This is a genomic window from Enterococcus sp. DIV1089c, assembly GCF_050530965.1.
In the GTDB taxonomy this organism is placed as follows: domain Bacteria; phylum Bacillota; class Bacilli; order Lactobacillales; family Enterococcaceae; genus Enterococcus_B; species Enterococcus_B hirae.
Window position 1 is genome coordinate 493,066 of record NZ_CP172888.1, and the last position, 22,409, is coordinate 515,474.

Below are 22,409 nucleotides of genomic sequence, written 5' to 3' on the forward strand. Positions count from 1 at the left end.
ATTGAATAATACGAAGAGAAAACAAAAGTAAAGCGGGAGGTATGTTGTGAAAGAATTTTTTAAAAATTGGGGTATTTTGATCGTAGTACTAGCAGCTATTTTATTAGCTCGGGTCTATGTATTTACGCCAGTTACCGTTAATGGACATTCAATGGATCCGACGTTGAGTGATGGTCAACGATTGATCTCGTCGAAAATCTCAAAGTATGAACGCTTTGATATTATCACGACGAAAGAACCTGGAGATGAAGAACGAATGATCGTTAAACGAATCATTGGCATGCCGGGCGATACCGTGAAAATGGAAAATGATCAATTGACGATTAATGGTAAAAAATATAATGAGTCTTATTTAAATGAGTTTAAAAAAGATTTTGCGAAAGATAAATTGCAGAATGAATATTCTTACAGTGAAGCTTTCCAAGCACAGGCTGAAAATTCGCAGCATTTCACAAGTGATTTTGAATATGTCGTGCCCAAAGGAAAATATTTAGTTTTAGGAGATAATCGTTTGATCTCTAAAGATAGCCGAATATTTGGCTTGGTGGATGCAGACATGATTCAAGGAAAAGTAGTTTTCCGTTACTGGCCTTTGAACGAAATCAAAATCTTTTAAGTCTCTTTCTGAGCAGGTATCAGAAAGAGCATGAGCAAAAATGCAGGCAACAGTGGTCATGACCAAGTTGTCTAGCCCAGAAAATAAGCCACAGAATCCGAAATAGTTTTTCCTATTTTAAGGATTCTGTGGCTTATTTTTTATTTTTTTCCGCTAGCAAGAAACAAAGAAGCATCTTGGTTCATGAATAAATTTTTACCAGAGTGAAAAGTGTAGATATTCGTGGAATGAAACCCAATTTGTTCAAGTAGAGCCATAAGTGCTTCATGGTCAAATCCATTATGGACTTTTGGATGGTTGATCGCATCATTGTGATCAAAATCAATGATCAAAAGTTGACCGTTTGGCGTAAGCATGTGGTAGAGTTTTTCTAAGATCAAACGTGTGTCAGGAATATGCAGTAGGACTAATGACATCAAAATAAGATCTACTTTTTGATCGATTTTTTGATCGATGGATTCGGTTGTGGCATCGAACGTTACCGAAGAGACGTTTGTTAATCCGCTAGTCTTAATTTTGTCTTCAGCAATTGTTAGCATCGCATCAGAGGAATCAACTAGAAGAAGTTGCTTGAATCGGTCAGCTAAAGCTAACGAAACCAAACCGGTACCTCCGCCATAATCCATAAAAGTCAGTTCTTTGGTGGAAGAAGGTAGTTGAGAAATTAGTTCGTCTTGAATAATTTTTGCTAGTGCTTTTCTTTCGGGAGTATCATAATGGTTTGCGATTTGATTGAAGATTTCTGACATAAGGTCACTCCTGACTTCATAAGTTAGATGAATTTTATTAAGTATAGCAAAAAAATCTGTTTTCCCAAACCACTAGTTGATTTTGAAGAATTGAAAGACACGCAGCTATTGTTTTAAATGTATGAGTGTTTTAATCTAAAGTAACGTTTTTACCAGATGAAAAATTCTCACTGTAAAAAATAATGAAAATCAAGTATAATACCATAGGAACAAACTGGAAGGTGAGCAAGTAAATGGCACAACTATTTTTTAAGTATGGCGCAATGAATAGCGGCAAGACAATTGAGATCTTAAAAGTCGCACATAATTATGAAGAACAGAATAAACCAGTTGTCTTGATGACAAGTGGGATCGATACCAGAGATGGTGTTGGTGTTGTCTCTAGTCGTATTGGGTTAAAAAGAGAAGCCACGCCGATTTTTGAAGAAACAGATGTCTTTGATGTCATTTTTCAAATGGAGGATAAGCCATATTGTATATTGATCGACGAGGCGCAATTTTTAAAGAAAAAACACGTAATTGCGTTTACGAAAATTGTTGATGAATTAAACATTCCGGTGATGGCATTTGGTTTGAAGAATGATTTTAGAAATGAGTTATTTGAAGGATCAAAATATCTATTGCTTTATGCAGACAAAATCGAAGAGATGAAAACGATCTGCTGGTTCTGCCATAAGAAAGCAATCATGAATTTACATTATATCGATGGTCAACCAGTTTACGAGGGGGATCAGGTACAAATTGGTGGAAATGAAGCCTATTACCCCGTTTGTCGGAAACACTATTTTGAACCATCAATTATGACAGAAGGAGAATAAAGATGTACGATCAATTACAAGCAATTGAAGACCGTTATGAAGAACTGGGCGAGCTACTAAGCGATCCAGAAGTAATTTCAGATACGAAACGTTTTATGCAATTGTCAAAAGAAGAAGCAAACACTCGTGAAACTGTTGATGTCTACCGTCGTTACAAAGATGTCGTACAAGGGATCAAAGATACAGAAGAGCTATTAGGTGAAAAGTTGGATGATGAAATGGCTGAAATGGCCAAAGAAGAATTATCTGATTTGAAAAAAGAAAAAGAAGAATTAGAAGAAAAAATCAAAATCTTATTACTACCAAAGGACCCGAACGATGATAAAAACATCATCATGGAAATCCGTGGGGCAGCAGGTGGAGATGAAGCAGCGTTATTTGCTGGTGACTTATTCAACATGTATCAGAAATATGCAGAATCACAAGGTTGGAAAACGGAAGTGATGGAGGCAAGTATTACTGGTATCGGTGGCTATAAAGAAGTCATCATGATGATCTCTGGAGAAAATGTCTATTCAAAATTAAAATATGAAAGTGGTGCGCATCGTGTACAACGAGTGCCATCTACAGAATCACAAGGACGAATCCACACATCAACAGCAACCGTTGTGGTCATGCCAGAAGCAGAAGAAGTAGAAATCGATATTGAAGATAAAGATATCAGAACAGATATCTATCATGCATCAGGGGCTGGCGGTCAGCACGTCAATAAAACAGCATCGGCAGTTCGTCTAACTCATTTACCTACTGGAATCGTGGTAGCAATGCAAGATGAACGTTCACAGCTGAAAAACCGTGAAAAAGCCATGAAGATTTTACGTGCCCGTGTCTATGATAAAATCCAACAAGAAGCACAAAGTGAATACGATGCAAACCGTAAATCAGCCGTTGGAACGGGTGATCGCTCTGAGCGGATCCGTACGTATAATTTCCCGCAAAACCGTGTGACAGACCATCGTATTGGTTTAACTATCCAAAAATTAGATCAAATCCTTGCTGGAAAAATGGATGAGATCGTGGATGCGTTGATTATGTATGACCAAACATCAAAATTGGAAGAAATGCAAAATGGGTAAGATCACGTATTTAGAAGTCCTATCACGGGCTTCTTCTTTTTTAGAAGATCATGGAAAAGAAGGTCATAGTATCCAATTTCTTTTTCTTGAACGTAAAGGCTGGCAAAAACTTGATTGGTTGTTGCAGATGAATGAGCCCATTTCTAGCGAAGATCAACAGATGATCGAACAAGATCTGGAGCATTTGATGAACAATTATCCGCCTCATTATTTGTTGGGATATGTTGACTTTTATGGTCACCGCCTAAAAGTGACAGAGGACACTTTGATCCCTAGACCGGAAACAGAAGAATTAGTTGAACGATGTTTGCAAGAAACGTCAGAACAAAACTTGAAGGTCATAGATATTGGAACAGGAACAGGGGCAATTGCGATCAGTTTAAAAGCTGCAAGAAAGAACTGGGACGTTTCGGCTGTGGACCTATCTCCAGCAGCTCTCTCAGTAGCGAAAGAGAATGCGCAACAAGCTGGACTGGCGATCCATTTTTATCATGGAGATACACTGGCACCGGTCAGTGATCAAACCTTTGACGTCATTATTTCCAACCCGCCGTATATTCGTTTCGATGAATGGGAATTGATGGATGAAAGTGTTCGGACATTTGAACCTAAAATGGCATTATTTGCCGAAGATGAAGGATTAGCCATCTATAAAAAAATAGCAAAAGAAGCAAAACAATGTTTGAAACCAGAGGGAAAACTTTTTTTGGAAATAGGATTTAGCCAAGGGGAGATCGTGAAACAAATCTTTCAAACGGCATTCCCCAATAAACAAGTAAGTATTCATAAAGATTTATTTGGAAATGAACGAATAGTTTCTGTGATGAGCTGATTGTGGATGAAAAAAATTTTTTATGTTTTTTTATCATAAAAAAACATTGATTTTACAAGGATGAAAACGAGTTATTGACTTATCAACATACTTGTCCACTATTGACAAAATAGTTATCAACACTCTGTTGATAACATGAGGATAAAGTAGAATAAATCAAGCATATTGAAAAATGAGGGTGTGGATAGACTGTGGAAACAAACTATTATCATGAAGAACAATTACCAGAAGCAGCACAAGCATTAAAAAGTGGCGAACTCGTTGCTTTTCCAACTGAAACTGTCTATGGACTAGGCGCTAATGCACTTTTGCCTGAAGCGGTAACCGAAGTGTTTTCGGTCAAAGGTCGTCCACAAGATAATCCTTTGATTGTCCATGTTTCATCGTTTGAGCAAGTAAAACAATTTGTGGATAACTTTCATCCTTTAACGGAAAAAATCGTCAATCATTTCTGGCCAGGTCCCTTAACACTTATTTTTGAGATCAAAAAAGGGTCTTTACCACCTATTGTAACAGGTGGGTTATCCACAGCTGCTTTTCGTATGCCAGATAACAAAAAAACACTTGAAGTCATCCAATTAGCTGGTATACCAATTGTTGGTCCTAGTGCGAATACTTCGGGAAAACCTAGTCCAACGACTGCGGAACATGTCTACCATGATTTAAAAGGAAAAATCAATGGGATCATTGATGATGGTGCAACCCGAATTGGTGTGGAATCAACCGTGATCGATCTCAGTGATCCGGATCGTGAACCCATGATTTTACGTCCAGGAGCGGTGACCAAAGAACAGCTTGAAAAAGTGATCGGTGGAAAGGTAGCCGTTGATCGTCATTTAGTCCAAAGTACTGAAACACCTAAATCACCAGGAATGAAATATAAGCACTATTCGCCTGATACGCAAGTCATGATGGTCCAAGAAAATGATTGGGAAGCCGCTGTAAAATGGGCGAAAGAAGAACATTTGCGTGTTGGAGTAATTGCAGGTCCTAAAATTGCTGAAGCTGTTCGTTTTGATGTAGCAGCAGTCTACATGTATTTTGATGATTCAGTAGAAGCCGCTACGAAAGGATTATTTGCAGGATTACGTGGGTTAGATGAGAAGAACCTTGGACTTGATATGATCTTTGTTGCAGTATTTCCAGAAGAAGGTCTGGGAAATGCTTATATGAATCGCTTAAAAAAATCAGCGGGACAAAAATATTTTGAAAAAAGAACGTAGGTAGCTTGTACCCATACTTTATTATGATACAATGCAATAAAGTAAACTCTACTTGAATAAACTTGAATAAAACTGAGAGATCATGTTCAAAAGAGAAAGAATCAGCAATCATTCGTGAGATATAGCTTTTTACAGCGATCTGAATGACCAGTTAAGGATTTTAGCTGATCGTGCCTAGATTGCTAGTTGATTCATGATTTCTTAGTAAACAATAAGAAGGAGCTGTTGTGTGTGGTAGACTACAAAACGTTTGACCCAGATTTATGGGCAGCAATCGCAAAAGAAGAAGAAAGACAAGAAAATAATTTGGAACTTATCGCTTCCGAAAATTTTGTCTCTGAAGCAGTGATGGCGGCTCAAGGAAGTATCTTGACAAATAAATATGCAGAAGGTTACCCTGGGCATCGTTATTATGGTGGCTGTGAATTTGTCGATATCGTTGAAAGTTTAGCGATCGATCGTGCAAAAGAATTATTCGGTGCAAAATTTGTCAATGTTCAACCTCATTCTGGTTCACAAGCGAACACGGCAGCTTATCTAGCTTTAGTAGAACCTGGTGACACGATTTTAGGGATGGATCTTTCAGCAGGTGGACATTTGACTCATGGTTCTCCTGTGAACTTTAGTGGAAAAACGTACCATTTTGTAGCCTATGGTGTTGATCCAACAACAGAAGTCATTGATTACAATGTTGTGCGGATTTTAGCTAGAAAACATCAACCAAAATTGATCGTTGCCGGAGCAAGTGCCTATGGTAGAATCATTGATTTTGAAAAATTTAGAGAAATCGCTGATGAAGTTGGTGCGAAATTAATGGTTGATATGGCACATATCGCTGGCTTAGTTGCAGCTGGTGTCCATCCAAGTCCAATCCCTTATGCGGACATTACTACGACAACCACTCATAAAACATTACGTGGACCACGTGGTGGTATGATTTTGACCAATAATGAAGAATTAGCGAAAAAAATCAATAGTGCAGTTTTCCCTGGCATCCAAGGTGGACCACTAGAGCATGTCATTGCAGGGAAAGCAGCAGCATTCAAAGAAGCTTTGACACCTGAATTTAAAGAATACAGTGAACAGATTATTGCTAATGCCAAAGCGATGGCAAAAGTCTTCAATCAAGCAATCGGTACAAGAGTGGTCTCTGGCGCAACGGATAATCATTTAGTTTTAATCGATGTCCGTGGATTAGAGTTAAACGGGAAAGAAGCCGAAAGTATTTTAGATAGTGTGAATATTACGGTTAACAAAAATTCAATTCCATTTGAAACACTTAGCCCGTTCAAGACTAGCGGTATCCGTATCGGTACTCCAGCAATTACTACAAGAGGCTTCAAAGAAGAAGATGCTGCGAAGGTGGCGGAATTGATCGTCAAAGCTTTACAAGCCAAAGAGAATGAAGCCGAATTAGCTGAAGTCAAAGCTGGTGTGCGTGAATTGACTGAAAAATATCCTTTATATAATAAATAAAAGGAATAATCACTACAAAACGAGTCGCTTAACGCAAGAAGTACCATCAGCAGACATAAAAAAGCAACTGTTCCAAAATTCTTAGTTTGCTAAAATTTACTGTATATTAAAAATAATCCGAAGAATCCAAAATCGCTTCTCCTGTTTTTGGAATTCTTTGGATTATTTTTTGAAATGGCTTATTGGGTGTGGGTACTTTTTCAAGGAAAAGTTGTTGGAATCGCTTCTTTGGGGTATTTTAGTTTTATTTAGGCAAAAGTTTTCTTCTATCGATGCAGCACGAATACATTGGTGAGATCTATTTAAAATAGGCTGAGATATAGGACTGAGATGGATTAGGTATGGAAGTGTTGAGGTTTTGTTTTAATGATTGGATAAACTAAGACGCAGGTACTGGGGGAAGTATGGGGAATGCTTGTGCTTACTGAGTTTGAGAGAAAACAAACAAACTGATTTTTTGACTTTTTCATTGGGGCTCACTAGTATATGAGGTGTAATTTGGCTTTTTATTATAATCTAGGGAGGAACCATGATGACCGAACGAATCTCATTAGAAAAAGCAGCAATCGAATTTAGTGATGCAAATGCTCCCCACCCAAGAATCTACGAATTACCACCTGAAGAAGGACGAGCGCTATTAGAAAAAGTCCAAGAATCCCCCGTTGATAAACTACCAGTCGACATTGAAGATTTAACGGTTGATACTGGTCAATGGGGGTCCATCAACGTTCGTTTTGTCCGTCCAGAAGGAAATACTGATAAATTACCAGTAATTTTCTATATTCATGGAGCTGGTTGGGTTTTTGGTAGCGCACAAACTCATGACAAGTTGATTCGTGAATTAGCCGTTCGCACGAACTCGGTCGTCGTTTTTCCAGAGTACAGCCGTTCGCCGGAAGCAAAATATCCAACAGCGATCGAACAAAGCTATGCAGTCTTACAAAAGCTAAGTGAACTAGCGGAATCAAAAGGGTTAGATTTATCTGAATTAGCGGTAGCGGGCGATTCAGTTGGAGGTAATATGGCAACTGTAATGACTATTTTAACCAAAGAACGCCAAGGGTTGCCGATCCAAAAACAACTTTTGTTTTATCCGGTGACGGATGCCAATTTCACTACTGATTCTTATCAAGAATTTGCCGAAAACTATTTTTTAACAAAAGAAGGAATGAAATGGTTTTGGGATCAATATACAACTGATGAATCAGAGCGGTCAGAAATCACCGCATCACCATTACGAGCGACTTCTGAAGAGTTGACAGACTTACCACCAGCTTTGATTTTAACTGGTGAAGCGGATGTTTTAAGAGACGAAGGAGAAGCTTATGCTCGGAAGTTACGTGATGCAGGTGTGGCAGTCACCCAGGTTCGTTTTCAAGGGATGATCCACGATTTTGTGATGGTCAATTCATTGGACCAAACCAATGCTACCAGAGCAGCGATGCTTTTAGCGACTCAGTGGTTACAGCAGGATCGATGATCCTATTTATATAACCAGATATATGTAATATTAATCTGACTAAAAGACAGTAAAAATAACAAAAAAATTCATTGTCCAAAGCTTTTTTTGTTATTTTTTACTGCTTTTTTTTATTTTTGATTACTGTTTTTTTATTTATTTTATTTTCTTTTGAAAAGTTGTTGGTTTGACTAGTCAATTGGGTCTTTTTGTTTTACAATTAAAAAGAAACGACAGAACAAAGGAGACCAGAAAAATGGGCAAATTCCAAGTAATCGACCATCCATTGATCCAACATAAACTAACTATTATTCGTGACAAAGACTGTGGAACAAAAGTTTTCCGTGAGGTTGTCGACGAAATTGCTATGTTGATGGCATATGAAGTATCACGTGACATGCCATTAGAAGATATCGTAATCGAAACACCGATTACAGAAACAACTCAAAAAACGTTATCTGGTAAAAAAGTAGCGATCATTCCGATTCTACGAGCAGGTATTGGGATGGTTGACGGTATTTTAGAATTGATCCCAGCTGCGAAAGTCGGACATATCGGGTTATACCGTGACGAAGAAACATTTGAACCTCATGAATATTTCGTAAAATTACCTGAAGATATCGATGCACGACAATTATTTGTTGTTGACCCAATGTTAGCGACAGGTGGCTCAGCGATCATGGCGATCGATGCATTAAAAGAACGTGGCGCTTCAAATATCAAATTTGTTTGTCTAGTAGCTGCTCCAGAGGGTGTAAAAGCTTTACAAGAAGCACATCCAGATATTGACATCTACACAGCTGCATTAGATGAAAAATTGAATGAACACGGCTACATCGTTCCAGGTCTAGGCGATGCAGGGGACCGTTTATTTGGTACGAAATAAAAATAATAAACGCTAAGGCACCAAACCATAGTAGGATTTCTTATTCTATTATGGTTTTTTGTTTGTTATTAATTCTAGTAATTTTATCATGGTTTTGATAGAAAGTAGTTTATTCAAAGAATAGCTGCAAGAAGATGGATCAAAGAATATACGGAATTTGAAAAAACGGATGGAGTCTTGCAGAATCTTAAGTGAACAAGAGGAACAGCAAAAGAATAGAGGATAGTTTTTGACATCTCATAAGTCTTTATTGATGTGAAAAAAAAACTATTTTTAAGTTAGAGAGAACAATAGGCACGTTTATGATGACATGAATGGAATAAGTAATCCTAGATAGTTGATGAAATTTTTCAAATAAAAAAACCATCCCAAAAAACGCAGAGATGGTCAGTGTTAAATTTTCTTCAATTCTTTGTAATTGATGATGATTACACCTTTGCTTTGCGTCATTAAATTGGCATTTTCATCTGTTTTGTCAATTTCAACCACAGCCGAGTTTTTCAGTTGTTTTGAAATTATTCCAGTTTGCGGTGTTCCATGAATCATAAATGTCACGTGAGTGTCGATCGTAAATTTTTCCCCAAATTCTGACGGTACGATAGTTGTATCAAATTTTCCAAACGTTGCCATTTTCATAAAACCTGCCTTTCATATCAATTATACCACGTTTTATGAAAAAAATCATGAAATAGAACGAAATTTACACTTGTGCCTTTACAAATTTTTAAAATACGTATATAATTTCATATGGAAACGCCAGCTTAGCTCAGTTGGTAGAGCAACGCACTCGTAACGCGTAGGTCACAGGTTCGATCCCTGCAGCTGGCATCATTTATAAAAGCAACGATCTCAAAGATTTTTTATTTTGAGATCGTTGCTTTTTTTCGTAAGGAATTTGAAAAGTAGAGGAAGGAACATCATTAAAAATAGCGGACACGGTGATGTCGATTCTGGATCTGTTTTACTATTCAATAACTGAGAAGAAGCATCAAGATCTGGTTCTTCAACCAATTTTTAAACATCAAAATTAGTAGATTCTACTAGTTTTGATGTTTTTTTGTGGAACAAATGACAGCCAGCAAGTGCTAAAACAGATGGAATCATAAAACTGTTGAAAAAATAAAGGAGTTTGGCACAACTAGAGGTTTCGTTCTTTTTTATAAAAAACTAAGTGGGGTTTCTAATAAATGTAAAATTATGGATAGGAAAAAAGCGGATAGGAAATGATTTTTTTCTTAAATCAAGTCAATTATTTGGCACATTATTCCTTTATTTGCTATCTAAGTCGCCTTTTTTTTCACTGTAAATATAGATTACTATTTTTTAAAATGTTATACCGATTTTTTTATTGGTTATTTATTTGTCGTTATTAATGATAGCGAACTAGTTTTGTAGTTATATTTTTATATTGAAATAAACGATGGTCTGTGTGATCTTGCTTCATGAACTTCTGATTTAAAAGTTGAAGAAATTTGACGATCAAAAAAAATTCACTTGAAATTAGTTATTTATTTTTCATATTTATATGCAAACATCAGCAAACCTTCATAATACTATTATTTTTTATTTTAAAAGTGAAAAAAATAGAAAAAAACGGAAAAATTTGGTGTTTATTCAATAAAAAACACTCTATTCTAATTATATATTTGAATTTATTTTAAATTAGGAGGGAAAAATGAAAAAGAAAAAAATTTATCAGATATTGGTGATGTGGTTAGTTGTTGGTCAGGTTCTTACTAACGGGACAACATTTGCTTACGCAGCGACATTTGAAAGAAATCTTTTGGATGAGAGCAAGTTTTCAGATGAGCGTATGGATGCATTGAATGATCAGTATCAACCAGTTACTTATGTTTACCATAAAATAACGATAAATGAAGCGCCTAAAATTCCTAGTCAACTTCAAAATAAAGAGCTTGTTGAAACTCAAAATATAAATAAAAATGAAGTAAAACAGATCGTTTATCAAGTTCATCAGCAAATAAAACAACAAATAAAACAACAAATAAAAACAACTACACAGCAACAAATAAAACAACGAAGTTTGTCAAAAACGAACGAAAAGAACCTTTCTAGCCTCTGATTCGAAATGTTTGGAATAGGATTCAATGCTCTTGAAGACTATCAGGTCTTTTGGAAAAAGAGCAAAACTGAATAATTAGCATACTTCTAGTGTATTGAATTCATCTACTGGAAGTAATTAGGGAAAGGAATGGCGAAATGGATATCGTTCAGTTGCTAGATGAAAACTCAAAAATGAAAATTAAACTTTTGGAACTTATTCAGACAAAACTTGGTGAAAGAGTAGAAATCTCTTTTTTAGCGCAGAAAACAGGTATATCTAAATTTAAATTAAGTAAATTAATTCATGAGCTGAAAATGGAGCTAGAACAGAAATTATGCTTAAATGATTTTTTTGTCGTAAAGCGGGGCGTTATTCAAGTATATTCTTTTATTTGTGATGAGAACATTCTTAAATTACGTCAGCACTATTTAAATAGTTCACTAACTTATCAGCTGCTTATTTTCCTGCTGTTTTCAAACCGACCGATTAATAAATTTACGACCGATCATTACATTTCAAATTCTTCTTTATATCTTTATAAAAAACGAATCAATAAATTGTTAGAAAAAGATCATCTCATTATTAAGAAAAATAAGATAGTAGGGAATGAATGGAAGATTCGCTCGGTAGGGTATGGCATTCTCCATAATTTGAATGGGATTGATTCCCCTTTTACTGAGCAACAAAAAAACCAAAGTGATCGGCTTGTATTTTGGATCGAACAATTTTTTAGAATTAGAATCCGTAATAGTTTACGTTATAAATTATCTTTATTTCTATCAATCAGTGCGCTTCGGATTCAGAGAAAAGCGTATTTGGATGAAGCACATCTGACGATCAAAGTTGATCAGACCTCAATATTGGTTCAAAAACTTGCAGGAAAATTAAAGACAGAGTACCAAATATCAGATACAGTAGCAGTAAAAGAAGCTTCAGTCTTGTATGCCTATTTATATGTTAATCGGATCATTGATAAGAAGTCTTGTCTAGATTTTTCTGAACTAGATCCGACACTGTCAATTTTTAACAATAATTATTCAAGTATGCTAAAAGGTATTGCTGATTCAACTTTTGTTGATCAACGTCTGTTTAAAGTGTTATTGAACAATGTGCAACCAATACATGAACGGTTGTTATTTATGCCCGATATCCATCATCGTTTTGGAAATATCCATAATTTTCAATTTTTAAGAGAAGAATATCCTTTATTTGATCAGAAAGTCAATGAAACCATTATGGAAACAGCTCGTTCTATTTTACTTAATGAAGAAGAAAAAGCAGATTTATACATGTACTATATGATGGAATTGATTGAAAATTTTCCCTTAGAAGCAGTTGAAGAAGCTGTTTATATTACGTTGGATTTTTCTTATGGAAAAGCGTATGAAGAGTTTATTGCAGAACATCTCCAATATTCCTTAGCTGGAAAAATAGTCATTGAAAAAGTTATTTCTTCGAAAACGGATATCTATATTTCTGACTTTCATTTAGGAAACCTTCAATGTACCCATATCTTATGGCAACGATTGCCCAACAATCATAATTGGCAAGAACTAATTAAACAAATTAAACAATGCATCAGCGAAAAAAATGTCGTAAATCAAAAGGAAACGTCCAATGTTTCCTCTACCAGCTAGTCTTTTTTCTTTACCTGCCTATAATGTGACAGAGATTCATTCAATAGCTTTATCGGAATGTTATTGTTGTGTTTAGAAGTAATGTATTTGCTAACTAGAAAAATAAAAAAACACCTGAAATCAAACGCTCATTTCAGGTGTTTTTTTATAGAGAAAACCTTGGCACGAAGGGAGAACATCTCGAAATAGCTATTCTCACGACTGTCAGTATTCACGACTTATTCTTTTTCACGAGAAACGATGGTTTGTTCTGTTTCACGTATGATATAAACGGGGCGTTGTTTGGTTTCAAGGAAAATTTTACCAATGTATTTGCCAATGATCCCTAGGCATAGTAGTTGGATACCGCCGATAAATAAAAAGATCGATACCATTGAAGGCCAGCCGGCTGTCGGGTCACCAAATAATAAGGCTCGTGCAATGATAAATAAAATAGCAATTCCCGAACCAATACAAGAAAGAGCGCCAGTGAAATAGGCAATCGTTAGTGGTGCATCTGAAAAATTAACGATTCCATCAATCGAATAATTGAATAATTTCCAAAAGGACCAAGAGGTTTCACCAGCCACTCGTTCACGGTTTTCAAAAGAAAGATACTCTGTTTTGAAACCGACCCAACTAAATAATCCTTTTGAAAAGCGATTGTACTCGGTTAACTCTAAAACAGCATCAACCATCTGTCGAGTCATCAAGCGGAAATCTCTTGCACCATCTACCATTTCTGTGTCACTGATTTTATTGATCAACTGATAGAACCGTTTAGCGAAGAAGCTCCGAATCACTGGTTCTCCTTCTCTTGTTGAGCGTCTTGTTCCTACGCAATCAATGTCAGTTGTCGTGATTTTTTCAATCATGAGTGGTAGTAATTCTGGAGGATCTTGTAAATCAACGTCCATTACTGTGATTAGCTCCCCAGTCGAAGCTTGTAAACCCGCATAGAGGGCAGCTTCTTTTCCGAAATTTCGAGAAAAAGAAACGAATCTCACATATTCATATTCTCTCGCTAATGCTTTAATGGCTTGTAGCGTACCATCTGAGGAGCCATCATCAATAAACAAGTATTCAAACTCGTGTCCGTCTTTGAATTTTTCTACTTCATCGAAAAAAAGCGGTACAGTCTTTTCTTCGTTATAGCAAGGGACAACAATTGATATTTTCATATGATAAATCCTTTCAAGCAAATATTATTTGTTCGAACAGAATAGTAAATAAACTGTATTTTCTGTTACTTAAGTAATCATCATTTTTAGTTTATCATTAAGCTGACACTTAATAAAACTTTAAATTGCATTTTTAGCTAAAATAATACAAGATAAATAAAATAGTAGAACGGTAGAGGAGGGCAAGTCTAGTTCATTCAGGATTAGACGATGAAAATGAAAATAAATACGCCAATTGGAGAACTATGGTTAGATGCAGATCAGAATGGGTTGACGAAGGTTTCGTTTCATCCGATTGAAGAAATGGCGGTAAATGGTGCACAGGATCAAGGAAAGAAACAAGAAATCCTACTTGAAACAGAACGTCAATTGGCTGAGTACTTTGAGGGCAACCGGCAGGACTTTCAACTTCCGTTATCAATAAACACAGGCACGATTTTTCAACAAAAGGTTTGGCAAGCATTGCAAGAGATTCCTTATGGAGAACTACGCACATATAAAAAAATAGCAGAAACCATTGATCATCCCAAAGCGGTCCGAGCAATCGGACAAGCGAATCGCATGAATCCATTACCAATCGTGATTCCATGTCATCGAGTGATTGGACAAAACGGTCAATTAACCGGTTATATGGGAAATGCGGAAGCTGGCTTATTGATCAAACGTCAACTACTTGTATTAGAAAAAGCACTATCTGAATAAAAAAGAACTGGAATCATTGACCTAAAAACCACCCCTTCGCCCTGAAATAGAAGTGACTATTTTGGGACGAAGAGGTGGTTTTAAGTCTGGGGATTTTATGAAGCCAACAAAGGCAGACCGCTTATACCAGTGGAATCCGGTAGTTATAGTGTTGTTAACCAAATGAATAGCAGCGCAGCAACAGTTTGCAGTAAACCAACTGCTAGACCATAAGATAAGAATCGAGGTCCTTCTTTCATGAATTTAGCGAAATCTAAACGTAAACCAATTGCGGCTAAAGCAGTGATTTCAAACCAATTACTAATAAAGTGAGCCCCTTTGTCGATAAAAGTTGGGAGCGTAAATAGGCTGTTGAGCAAGCAGAAAACTAAAAAGCCTAAAACATACCATGGCAATGGGAATCTTCTTTTCTTGGGACTGTCAGACGAAATCGTTTCAGCAGAAGCTGTCTTTTTTTGGATAAATTTTTCAAATAAATAGACAACAGCAACTAACATCATGATCCTTAAAATTTTAAAGAGCATGGCAAATTGAACAACTGAAGCATCAAGTAAACTGGCGCCAGCGACTACTTGTCCCACAGATTGAAGTGTTCCACCTAAAAGGGCACTTTTTTCAATTAAGTGATCTCCGTATAAGTGTAAGCCAAGAAAAGGTAAAGAAAGCATCATGATCGTTCCTAATAAATTCACTAATGTAATGATCTGTCCTTTTTCTTCCTCTTCGGCATGGATCACTGGAGCGATCGCTGCAATAGCCGAAGAACCGCAAACAGCATTTCCTCCTGCCATCATCAAGGAAGCTGTATCACTAAACAACAATTTTTTGCCGATCCAATAGGCACCGACGATCGTCACACTCATTTGCAACAAGACGAAGGCAATCCCTTTGATGCCGATTTGAGCAATCGTTTGAGCCGTAACCGTTGCTCCCAATAAGAAAACGGAGCATTCCAATAATTTGCTTTCAGCGAATTTTGTTCCAATGGCTAAAGAAGGTTGTTTGAAAAAAGTATTACCTAACAAGATCCCTAATAAAATGGCGATCGTGGCAGCACCAAGCTGTGGGAGCAACAATGCGAGAAGTTTGCTCATAACTGCTACTGAAAAAGCAAGAAGTAATCCAGGCAAGATTCTTCGTGAGCCTTGATTTTTAAATTGATTAATGGTTACTTGTAGATTCATGTTCTAAAAATTCCTTTCATTATCTGTGCGCATGTTTCAGAGTTGAAAAACGGGTACTCGTATTTAGAGGACGACGACTCTGAACTCAAGAATATCCTTGATAATAGTAGCACTATTCGTTTTGATTGACAAAGTTTAAAAACGCAAAAAATCTTCTGCCTTTTTCTAAATTTGAAAAAGACAGAAGAATAACATCTTAATTAAATTTCTTTAGGGACATATTTATTTGTGTTTCCATGTTCTTTGAACAAGAAGCGGATATAATGACCTAATACATAAAGCACCATTCCAGTAGCGATTACTAATTCAACCAGTTTCAAGACCGTTAAAAAGCCAGTAGCGATCCCTAATGAATGAAAGTAATTTACAGCACAAAACATAGCAGTTGCAGAAATAACTAGTGGAAAGGTAAAAGCAGCGTAGCTTGGATAAAAATGTAGTTTAAGTAATCGTGGTAAAAGAGACAGCACGATAAAATATAAAGTTTGCGAAAGGATAAATAAGGCAACGACTAAATAAAAGGAAGGTTGCGCAAAATTTTTCAAATAGCCAGTTAAACAAAGAGAGCCCGGAGCTGCAACGATCGTGATCAATGGTAGTGTAGGATGTGCCATGTTTTTCACGAAAAATACCCGATGGATGATGATTGGCAATAAGAAAACGTAACAAGCTAGAGATAGCCAAAAGAATAGTTGGCCAATGAATGGGAAAAAGTTTCCAGCAGTTACTGTAATTACCCCGAAACCAACATAAATAATGAACCAACTTGGATAAATAACTTCCAGTGATAAGTCTGCTTTGATTACATGATGGTAAGTAAAGTAAACAACTAAAATCACTTGTAGAAGGACAGCGCCAAGCCAGATGATCCGAACGATTGGTAAAAGGTGCGTAAATGGAACAAAGTAAGTACAAATAACCATTAATGACATCGTAAAAGTCGGTGAAACCGAGGCAATGATTGGATCATGTAATGTTTGTCTCGTATGTTCAAATAATAGGAACAATTTGCTAAACATTAGGATCATGAGAATCATACTAATCCCACCAATGATATTCCCTAGATGAATCCAATGATATTCTTTAAACAGATTACCTAGCGAAGCTAAACCTAGAATGAGCCCACAAATCGGGACAGGAATAAGTTTTAAAAAATTCTTCATTAATTGAATTCTCCTTTTCATAAGATGAGTGTGTTGTCTAAAGCTCAGAACAAAATGATCAGTCAGGTGGAAAGGTTGATAGTAGGTTGCATAAATAATTATGAATGACTATTTATTGGGAAATAAACAAATCGGTAGCCCTGACTGATCATTAAGAATACAAGTAACGATCTTTTTATGTCTGAGCGAGATCGAAACATTCGTTGCTTTTCAATCTCATATATTGTGCGTTACATTTACTATTATAGTCATTTCATGATATATTTAAATCAAATAGTTGATATAGTTACTATAATAAATAATTATGGAAGTGATCGCATGCTGAAATTGTTAACAACTTTTCGTGTCGTATACGAAACAAGAAATTTTTCTCGAACAGCCGAATTACTTTTCTTATCTCAACCTGCTGTTTCAAATCAAATCAAACAGCTGGAAAGAGAATTAGGAGTGATTCTCTTTGAGCGAAATGGTCGGAAAGAAATGAAGCCGACAAAACAAGCAGATCTACTCTACGAACGAGCGTTAGTTTTATTAGAGGAGTGGCAAGAAACACAACAACAATTACTAGATGAACAAAATGAAGAAGAAGTTTGCCGAATCGTTGCTTCTCACACTTTTGCCGTCTATCTGTTACCAAAATTGTTGAAAGATTTGCTTTTGAAATATCCTAAAATTAATTTTGTGATTGCCTATGCCAATTCTCATGATGCGTTGGAACAAGTAGCAAAACACGAGGCTGACTTTGGTTTTATCGAAAAACCTTTAGAAACTTCTGGTGTTCAAAGGTTTTCATTGATGGAGGATGAACTAGTGATTGCGGGGGATCCTGACAGTCAGTTATGGTTAGTTCGAGAAACAACTTCTGGAGTTTTTCATTATACGCAACGGTATTTTGAAGAAAAAAATATCCATGGGAAAAAGTTGTTAGTAAAAAGTAACGAAGTCATTGCCGCTCTTTTAAAGGAAGGAGTAGGACGTTCGATTTTATCAAAACGTGCGGTGCCACCAGAAATACCAACCGAGAAATTAGCGTATCATCGAAATTTTTATTTGATCCAGCGAACAAATTTAGTTTCAGAGAATTTACAAGCGATTGGTAAAGAGATCTTGAGATATAACGAACGTTACCAAAAATGATTCGTCAGAACGTTATCTGTTATCTCGATGATGGGTCTAACTGAAGAGCAGCAAGGCAGATGATTAGATAAGAATAATTTTAAGTTTTCCCAAATGTATTTGCTTTGGCTTTCAATTATGCCGTTAGACCGCTATAATATAGAACAGTATGGTTTTTAAGAAAAGGGATGAAACATGGAAAAAAAAATAAAAGCTTCTAATAATAATCGTGATAATCGCATTGATTATGGCGTCATATTACCAGTCTTCTTATTATGTTTGATTGGATTGCTTTCTTTATATGTCGCGCTGAGTCATGACCCTAACCACCCTTCGGTAGTAAGAGGTGTTGGGATGCAAGCGATTTGGTATATCGTGGGCTCAATTGCTATTGTCGTGATTATGCATTTGAATTCCAAATGGATCTGGAAATTAACACCTTATCTCTATGGTTTTGGTCTAATTGTAATGGGACTCTTGTTAAAGTTTTATGACCGCAACCTCGCCCAGTCGACCGGTTCCAAAAACTGGTTTAGTTTTGGTTCCTTGACGTTTCAGCCAGCAGAGTTAATGAAAATTGCTTATATTTTAATGATGGCGCTGATCGTGACAAAACATAATACTCAGATGAAGGAACGAACGCTCAAATCAGATTTTTGGTTGATCGCCAAGATGTTGATTGTGACGCTCCCGGTTTTAGCCTTGATTATGGCACAAGATGATTTTGGGACCATGCTGGTATTCTTAGCAATTTTTGGTGGAGTTTTCTTAATGTCTGGTATCTCTTGGCGCATTATCGTGCCCGTAATTGCTTTGGCAGTGATTGTAGGTGCTGGAACGATCTTTTTAGTTACCACAGAAGGCGGAAGAGATTTATTATATAAAATCGGGTTTAAATCTTACCAGTTTGCTCGTATCGATTCTTGGCTTGATCCATTCCATGACACGACTGGGATGAGCTATCAGCCAGCACAAGGGTTGCTTGCAATAGGAACTGGTGGATTATTAGGTAAAGGATTTAATGTAAGTAATATCTATGTACCTGTTCGTGAATCAGATATGATTTTCACCGTGATTGGTGAGAATTTTGGGTTTATCGGTGGCGCATTCGTCATCTTCTTGTATTTTATTTTGATTTATCGTATGATTCGTGTCTGCTTTGATACGAACAATGAATTTTATGCTTATATCGCCAGCGGCTTGATCATGATGCTCTTGTTCCATGTATTTGAAAATATTGGTGCTAATATTGGACTCTTACCATTAACAGGGATTCCCCTGCCATTCATTAGTCAAGGTGGGTCATCGATCCTTGGAAATATGATCGGTATCGGTTTGATATTATCCATGAGGTATCAAAATGAGGCGCCTGCGAAAACTTCTAGGAGGTAACACTGTTGTATCGTTTTTATTGGTATCCGAAATGTTCCACTTGCAAAAAAGCGAAAGCTTGGTTGGATGCGCATCATGTTGATTATCAAGTAATTGATATGATTGCTAGTCCACCATCGGAAGAAATGATCACAGACTGGTTGGAACATAATGAGATTCCATTACGTCGTCTGTTCAATACGAGTGGCATGAAGTATCGGGAAATGGGGCTAAAAGACCAAGTGGCTGATTTTTCGATCAATGAAGCTAGTCGCATTCTTTCAAGTGATGGGATGTTGATCAAACGTCCCCTGATCGTCAAAGGCAAACAACTCGTCGCAATCGGTTTTAATGAAAAAATATACGAAGGAGTATTGATATAAAATGGCTGGGAAACACTTGAAGAAAAAAGATAACCTTTGGATCTTATTTAATGGGAAAGAATATTGTGTCGGTTTAACTAATGAAGCACAAAAAGAATTAGGTGATATCACATTTGCCAATTTGCCAAAAGCTGGTCAGTCTTATCAAAGCGGGGAGCCTTTGATCGAAGTGGAAGCTGAAAAAGCGGTCAGTGAATTTGCTAGCCCGTTAAGCGGTACGGTTTCTTCCGTGAATGAAAAAATCAATGAAGATATCAATGTCTTAAATGATCAAGATGAAATGAATGCTTGGCTTTTAAGCTTTAAAGAAGTCGATCCAACAGAATTTGAGAAATTATAAGAGTTAGCAATTTTCAGAAAATTTTAAAGAAGTAACCGGTAAAATGTTGACACGTTATTTTCCAACTGCTATAATCAGAACAATCATAAATAAAGCTTTGAAAAGAAGAGTACATGTCACAGACGTTCAAAGAGAGCCCTGATTGCTGAAAAAGGGTAACGGAAATGAGATGGAAGATGGTCTTAGAGCAGAGTAGGTGAGCCTTGCAAACTTACTACGGGAGTGCCCGTTACAGCACAACGGTATACGGGCATGATTATGATGAAAGAACGATGACCCAAGTACTGGTAAAGGTTGTTATTGTGAGATAGCAGCAAATCAAGGTGGTAACACGGAAGTTTCAGCTTTCGTCCTTTTGCTAAAGCAAGGGGGCGGAAGCTTTTTTGTTTCCTACTTGATCTCCATGTAAAAAATAAAAGAAAGATGTGAGCGATATGTCATTGATCCAATTAACCAATGTTGAGAAAACATTTGGTGGTAAAAATGGAACGATCCAAGCGGTAAATGATGTTTCATTAACTGTTGAAAAGGGTGATATTTACGGCATCGTTGGCTATTCTGGAGCAGGTAAAAGTACACTTGTCCGTTTATTGAATGGATTAGAGCTACCTACTAGCGGAACGGTTGTTGTGAATGACCAAGAGATTACCAAACTAAAAAATAAAGAACTGAGAACATTTCGTAAAAAAATCGGTATGATTTTCCAACATTTCAATTTGTTATGGTCACGGACAGTTTTAGAAAATATCCAACTACCATTAGAATTAGCAGGCGTACCTAAAGCCCAACGCAAAGAACGGGCGGAAGAATTGCTTGGATTAGTCGGATTAGAGGGTAGAGGAAATGCCTATCCTTCTCAACTTTCAGGAGGACAAAAACAAAGAGTTGGGATAGCTCGAGCGTTAGCAAACGATCCCGAGATCTTACTTTGTGACGAAGCAACCAGTGCGCTAGATCCACAAACCACTGAAGAAGTATTGGATCTTTTATTAGCTATCAATAAGAAATTACATTTAACGATCGTATTGATCACGCACGAAATGAACGTGATTCGTAAAATCTGTAACAAGGTAGCTGTGATGGAACGAGGAAAAGTTGTGGAAGAAGGCGATGTTTTGACAGTCTTCAAAAATCCAAAACAAGAAGTAACAAAACGTTTCGTGCAACAAGATATCGAACCAGAAGCAGACTCAAAAGAATTATTGGCTGAATTGATCAAAGAAAATCCAAAAGGTCGATTAGTGACATTAGTGTTCAACGAAAAAAATGCTAACGAGCCAGTCATCTCTCAAGCCATTCGTCAGTATAACGTCGACATCAATGTCGTTTACGGTAAAATCAAACAAACAGCAGAAGGTTCTTTTGGTTCCTTAACGACACTGATGACTGGGTCAGAGAACGAATTGGATCAAGCAGAGCGGTTTATTAAAGAACAAGGTGTTGGAGTGGAGGTGATCCACCGTGGATAAAAGCTTTGCAGAAACGTATTTAGATTTTAGTCAAATCAACATGGAGACGATGAAACAAGCATTCATCGATACGCTTTATATGACGTTGGTGTCCATGGTATTAGTGACCATCATTGGTTTAGTCCTAGGTTTGATCCTGTATTCGATTGGACGAAAAAATAAACCTTATGCACGAATCATTTATGGCATTGTTTCGATTATTAGTAATATCTTTCGATCTACACCATTTATGATCTTGATGGTCTTGATCATTCCTTTCACGAAAGCAATCGTCGGAACCATGTTGGGTGCGCAAGCTGCTATTCCTGCCTTGGTACTTTCAGCTGCCCCATTTTATGCTCGTCTAGTTGAAATTGCTTTTCGTGAAGTTAGTCCTGGAGTTTTAGAAGCGGCGGATGCGATGGGTGCCAGCTACTGGGAAATCATTTGGAAAGTCTTGATACCAGAAAGCGTGCCTGCACTGATCTCCGGATTGACAGTTACTACCATTTCAATGATCGGCTTTACTGCGATGGCGGGTGCGATCGGAGCTGGTGGTTTGGGAGGTCTTGCTTGGCAAGAAGGTTACCAACGTGGTAATCTGACCGTGACATTTGTGGCAACGTTAGTGATACTAGTCATTGTATTTATTGTTCAAGGAATCGGGGACTTTTTAACAAAGAAAACAGATAAAAGATAAGAAGA

At 36.9% G+C, this 22,409-nt stretch carries 22 protein-coding genes, 1 tRNA gene and 1 other annotated feature; of the genes, 18 read left to right on the forward strand and 5 right to left on the reverse strand.

What is annotated here, in order from left to right; genetic code table 11:
- Nucleotides 1-46: 46 nt before the first annotated feature.
- Nucleotides 47-616, forward strand: coding sequence for a signal peptidase I (gene lepB / locus IGL30_RS02340; RefSeq protein WP_010720001.1), 570 nt, complete (start codon nt 47-49; stop codon nt 614-616).
- Between the two features lie 140 nt (nt 617-756).
- Here lepB and IGL30_RS02345 read toward each other — a convergent pair whose 3' ends face one another.
- Complete coding sequence (locus IGL30_RS02345; protein WP_088745011.1) at nt 757-1,365, reverse strand: class I SAM-dependent methyltransferase; 609 nt, start codon at nt 1,363-1,365, stop codon at nt 757-759.
- A gap of 233 nt (nt 1,366-1,598) precedes the next feature.
- Here IGL30_RS02345 and IGL30_RS02350 point away from each other — a divergent pair, with 233 nt between their 5' ends.
- The 7 genes from IGL30_RS02350 (at nt 1,599) to upp (ending at nt 9,135) form a co-directional block, all read left to right on the forward strand.
- On the forward strand, nt 1,599-2,183 hold the full coding sequence (locus tag IGL30_RS02350) for a thymidine kinase (RefSeq protein WP_010719999.1): 585 nt from the start codon (nt 1,599-1,601) through the stop codon (nt 2,181-2,183).
- Between the two features lie 2 nt (nt 2,184-2,185).
- A complete protein-coding gene (gene prfA / locus IGL30_RS02355) occupies nt 2,186-3,259 on the forward strand; it encodes a peptide chain release factor 1 (protein ID WP_010719998.1) in 1,074 nt (357 codons plus the stop codon).
- On the forward strand, nt 3,252-4,091 hold the full coding sequence (gene prmC / locus IGL30_RS02360) for a peptide chain release factor N(5)-glutamine methyltransferase (RefSeq protein WP_088745010.1): 840 nt from the start codon (nt 3,252-3,254) through the stop codon (nt 4,089-4,091). Before prfA ends, prmC begins: the two co-directional genes overlap by 8 nt.
- 191 nt (nt 4,092-4,282) lie before the next feature.
- The gene (locus IGL30_RS02365; RefSeq protein WP_088745009.1) at nt 4,283-5,314 is read left to right on the forward strand and encodes an L-threonylcarbamoyladenylate synthase; all 1,032 of its coding nucleotides are present in this window, start codon (nt 4,283-4,285) and stop codon (nt 5,312-5,314) included.
- Between the two features lie 231 nt (nt 5,315-5,545).
- Nucleotides 5,546-6,790: a serine hydroxymethyltransferase gene (gene glyA, locus IGL30_RS02370; protein ID WP_034699610.1), complete on the forward strand. Its 1,245-nt coding sequence runs from the start codon at nt 5,546-5,548 to the stop codon at nt 6,788-6,790.
- 532 nt (nt 6,791-7,322) lie between these two features.
- Nucleotides 7,323-8,270 carry an alpha/beta hydrolase gene (locus IGL30_RS02375; RefSeq protein WP_088745008.1) on the forward strand — a complete coding sequence of 316 codons (948 nt, stop codon included), beginning with the start codon at nt 7,323-7,325 and terminating at the stop codon, nt 8,268-8,270.
- A 235-nt stretch (nt 8,271-8,505) separates the two neighbouring features.
- Nucleotides 8,506-9,135, forward strand: a complete 630-nt coding sequence (gene upp, locus IGL30_RS02380; protein ID WP_010719993.1) for a uracil phosphoribosyltransferase — start codon at nt 8,506-8,508, stop codon at nt 9,133-9,135.
- Between the two features lie 393 nt (nt 9,136-9,528).
- Here upp and IGL30_RS02385 read toward each other — a convergent pair whose 3' ends face one another.
- On the reverse strand, nt 9,529-9,771 hold the full coding sequence (locus IGL30_RS02385) for a hypothetical protein (protein ID WP_088745007.1): 243 nt from the start codon (nt 9,769-9,771) through the stop codon (nt 9,529-9,531).
- A 119-nt stretch (nt 9,772-9,890) separates the two neighbouring features.
- Here IGL30_RS02385 and IGL30_RS02390 point away from each other — a divergent pair.
- The 3 genes from IGL30_RS02390 to IGL30_RS02400 all read left to right on the forward strand — a co-directional run bounded on the left by IGL30_RS02390 (nt 9,891) and on the right by IGL30_RS02400 (nt 12,837).
- Nucleotides 9,891-9,963, forward strand: a tRNA-Thr gene (locus tag IGL30_RS02390).
- 847 nt (nt 9,964-10,810) lie between these two features.
- Nucleotides 10,811-11,218 carry a hypothetical protein gene (locus IGL30_RS02395; protein WP_430618514.1) on the forward strand — a complete coding sequence of 136 codons (408 nt, stop codon included), beginning with the start codon at nt 10,811-10,813 and terminating at the stop codon, nt 11,216-11,218.
- Nucleotides 11,219-11,355: 137 nt separating this feature from the next.
- Nucleotides 11,356-12,837, forward strand: coding sequence for a helix-turn-helix domain-containing protein (locus IGL30_RS02400; protein WP_123875051.1), 1,482 nt, complete (start codon nt 11,356-11,358; stop codon nt 12,835-12,837).
- A 218-nt stretch (nt 12,838-13,055) separates the two neighbouring features.
- On the opposite strand, the gene IGL30_RS02405 is transcribed toward IGL30_RS02400, so the two are convergent.
- The gene (locus IGL30_RS02405; protein WP_123875050.1) at nt 13,056-13,997 is read right to left on the reverse strand and encodes a glycosyltransferase family 2 protein; all 942 of its coding nucleotides are present in this window, start codon (nt 13,995-13,997) and stop codon (nt 13,056-13,058) included.
- A gap of 216 nt (nt 13,998-14,213) precedes the next feature.
- Here IGL30_RS02405 and IGL30_RS02410 point away from each other — a divergent pair, with 216 nt between their 5' ends.
- A complete protein-coding gene (locus IGL30_RS02410) occupies nt 14,214-14,699 on the forward strand; it encodes a methylated-DNA--[protein]-cysteine S-methyltransferase (protein WP_025480241.1) in 486 nt (161 codons plus the stop codon).
- A 143-nt stretch (nt 14,700-14,842) separates the two neighbouring features.
- Here IGL30_RS02410 and IGL30_RS02415 read toward each other — a convergent pair whose 3' ends face one another.
- Together IGL30_RS02415 and IGL30_RS02420 are read right to left on the reverse strand one after the other, a co-directional pair.
- Nucleotides 14,843-15,883: a YeiH family protein gene (locus tag IGL30_RS02415; protein WP_034866233.1), complete on the reverse strand. Its 1,041-nt coding sequence runs from the start codon at nt 15,881-15,883 to the stop codon at nt 14,843-14,845.
- A gap of 200 nt (nt 15,884-16,083) precedes the next feature.
- Nucleotides 16,084-17,046 carry a TDT family transporter gene (locus tag IGL30_RS02420; RefSeq protein WP_034699625.1) on the reverse strand — a complete coding sequence of 321 codons (963 nt, stop codon included), beginning with the start codon at nt 17,044-17,046 and terminating at the stop codon, nt 16,084-16,086.
- A 318-nt stretch (nt 17,047-17,364) separates the two neighbouring features.
- Here IGL30_RS02420 and IGL30_RS02425 point away from each other — a divergent pair, with 318 nt between their 5' ends.
- The 6 genes from IGL30_RS02425 to IGL30_RS02450 all read left to right on the forward strand — a co-directional run bounded on the left by IGL30_RS02425 (nt 17,365) and on the right by IGL30_RS02450 (nt 22,404).
- Nucleotides 17,365-18,183, forward strand: coding sequence for a LysR family transcriptional regulator (locus tag IGL30_RS02425; protein ID WP_010719985.1), 819 nt, complete (start codon nt 17,365-17,367; stop codon nt 18,181-18,183).
- Between the two features lie 174 nt (nt 18,184-18,357).
- A complete protein-coding gene (locus IGL30_RS02430) occupies nt 18,358-19,554 on the forward strand; it encodes an FtsW/RodA/SpoVE family cell cycle protein (RefSeq protein WP_010719984.1) in 1,197 nt (398 codons plus the stop codon).
- Nucleotides 19,555-19,559: 5 nt separating this feature from the next.
- A complete protein-coding gene (locus tag IGL30_RS02435) occupies nt 19,560-19,916 on the forward strand; it encodes an arsenate reductase family protein (protein ID WP_010719983.1) in 357 nt (118 codons plus the stop codon).
- Nucleotide 19,917: 1 nt separating this feature from the next.
- Nucleotides 19,918-20,256, forward strand: a complete 339-nt coding sequence (locus tag IGL30_RS02440) for a glycine cleavage system protein H (RefSeq protein ID WP_034699629.1) — start codon at nt 19,918-19,920, stop codon at nt 20,254-20,256.
- An 88-nt stretch (nt 20,257-20,344) separates the two neighbouring features.
- Nucleotides 20,345-20,614: a binding site (T-box leader), on the forward strand.
- Nucleotides 20,615-20,690: 76 nt separating this feature from the next.
- A complete protein-coding gene (locus tag IGL30_RS02445) occupies nt 20,691-21,725 on the forward strand; it encodes a methionine ABC transporter ATP-binding protein (protein ID WP_010719981.1) in 1,035 nt (344 codons plus the stop codon).
- The gene (locus IGL30_RS02450) at nt 21,718-22,404 is read left to right on the forward strand and encodes a methionine ABC transporter permease (protein ID WP_010719980.1); all 687 of its coding nucleotides are present in this window, start codon (nt 21,718-21,720) and stop codon (nt 22,402-22,404) included. Before IGL30_RS02445 ends, IGL30_RS02450 begins: the two co-directional genes overlap by 8 nt.
- The last annotated feature ends 5 nt before the right edge of the window (nt 22,405-22,409 follow it).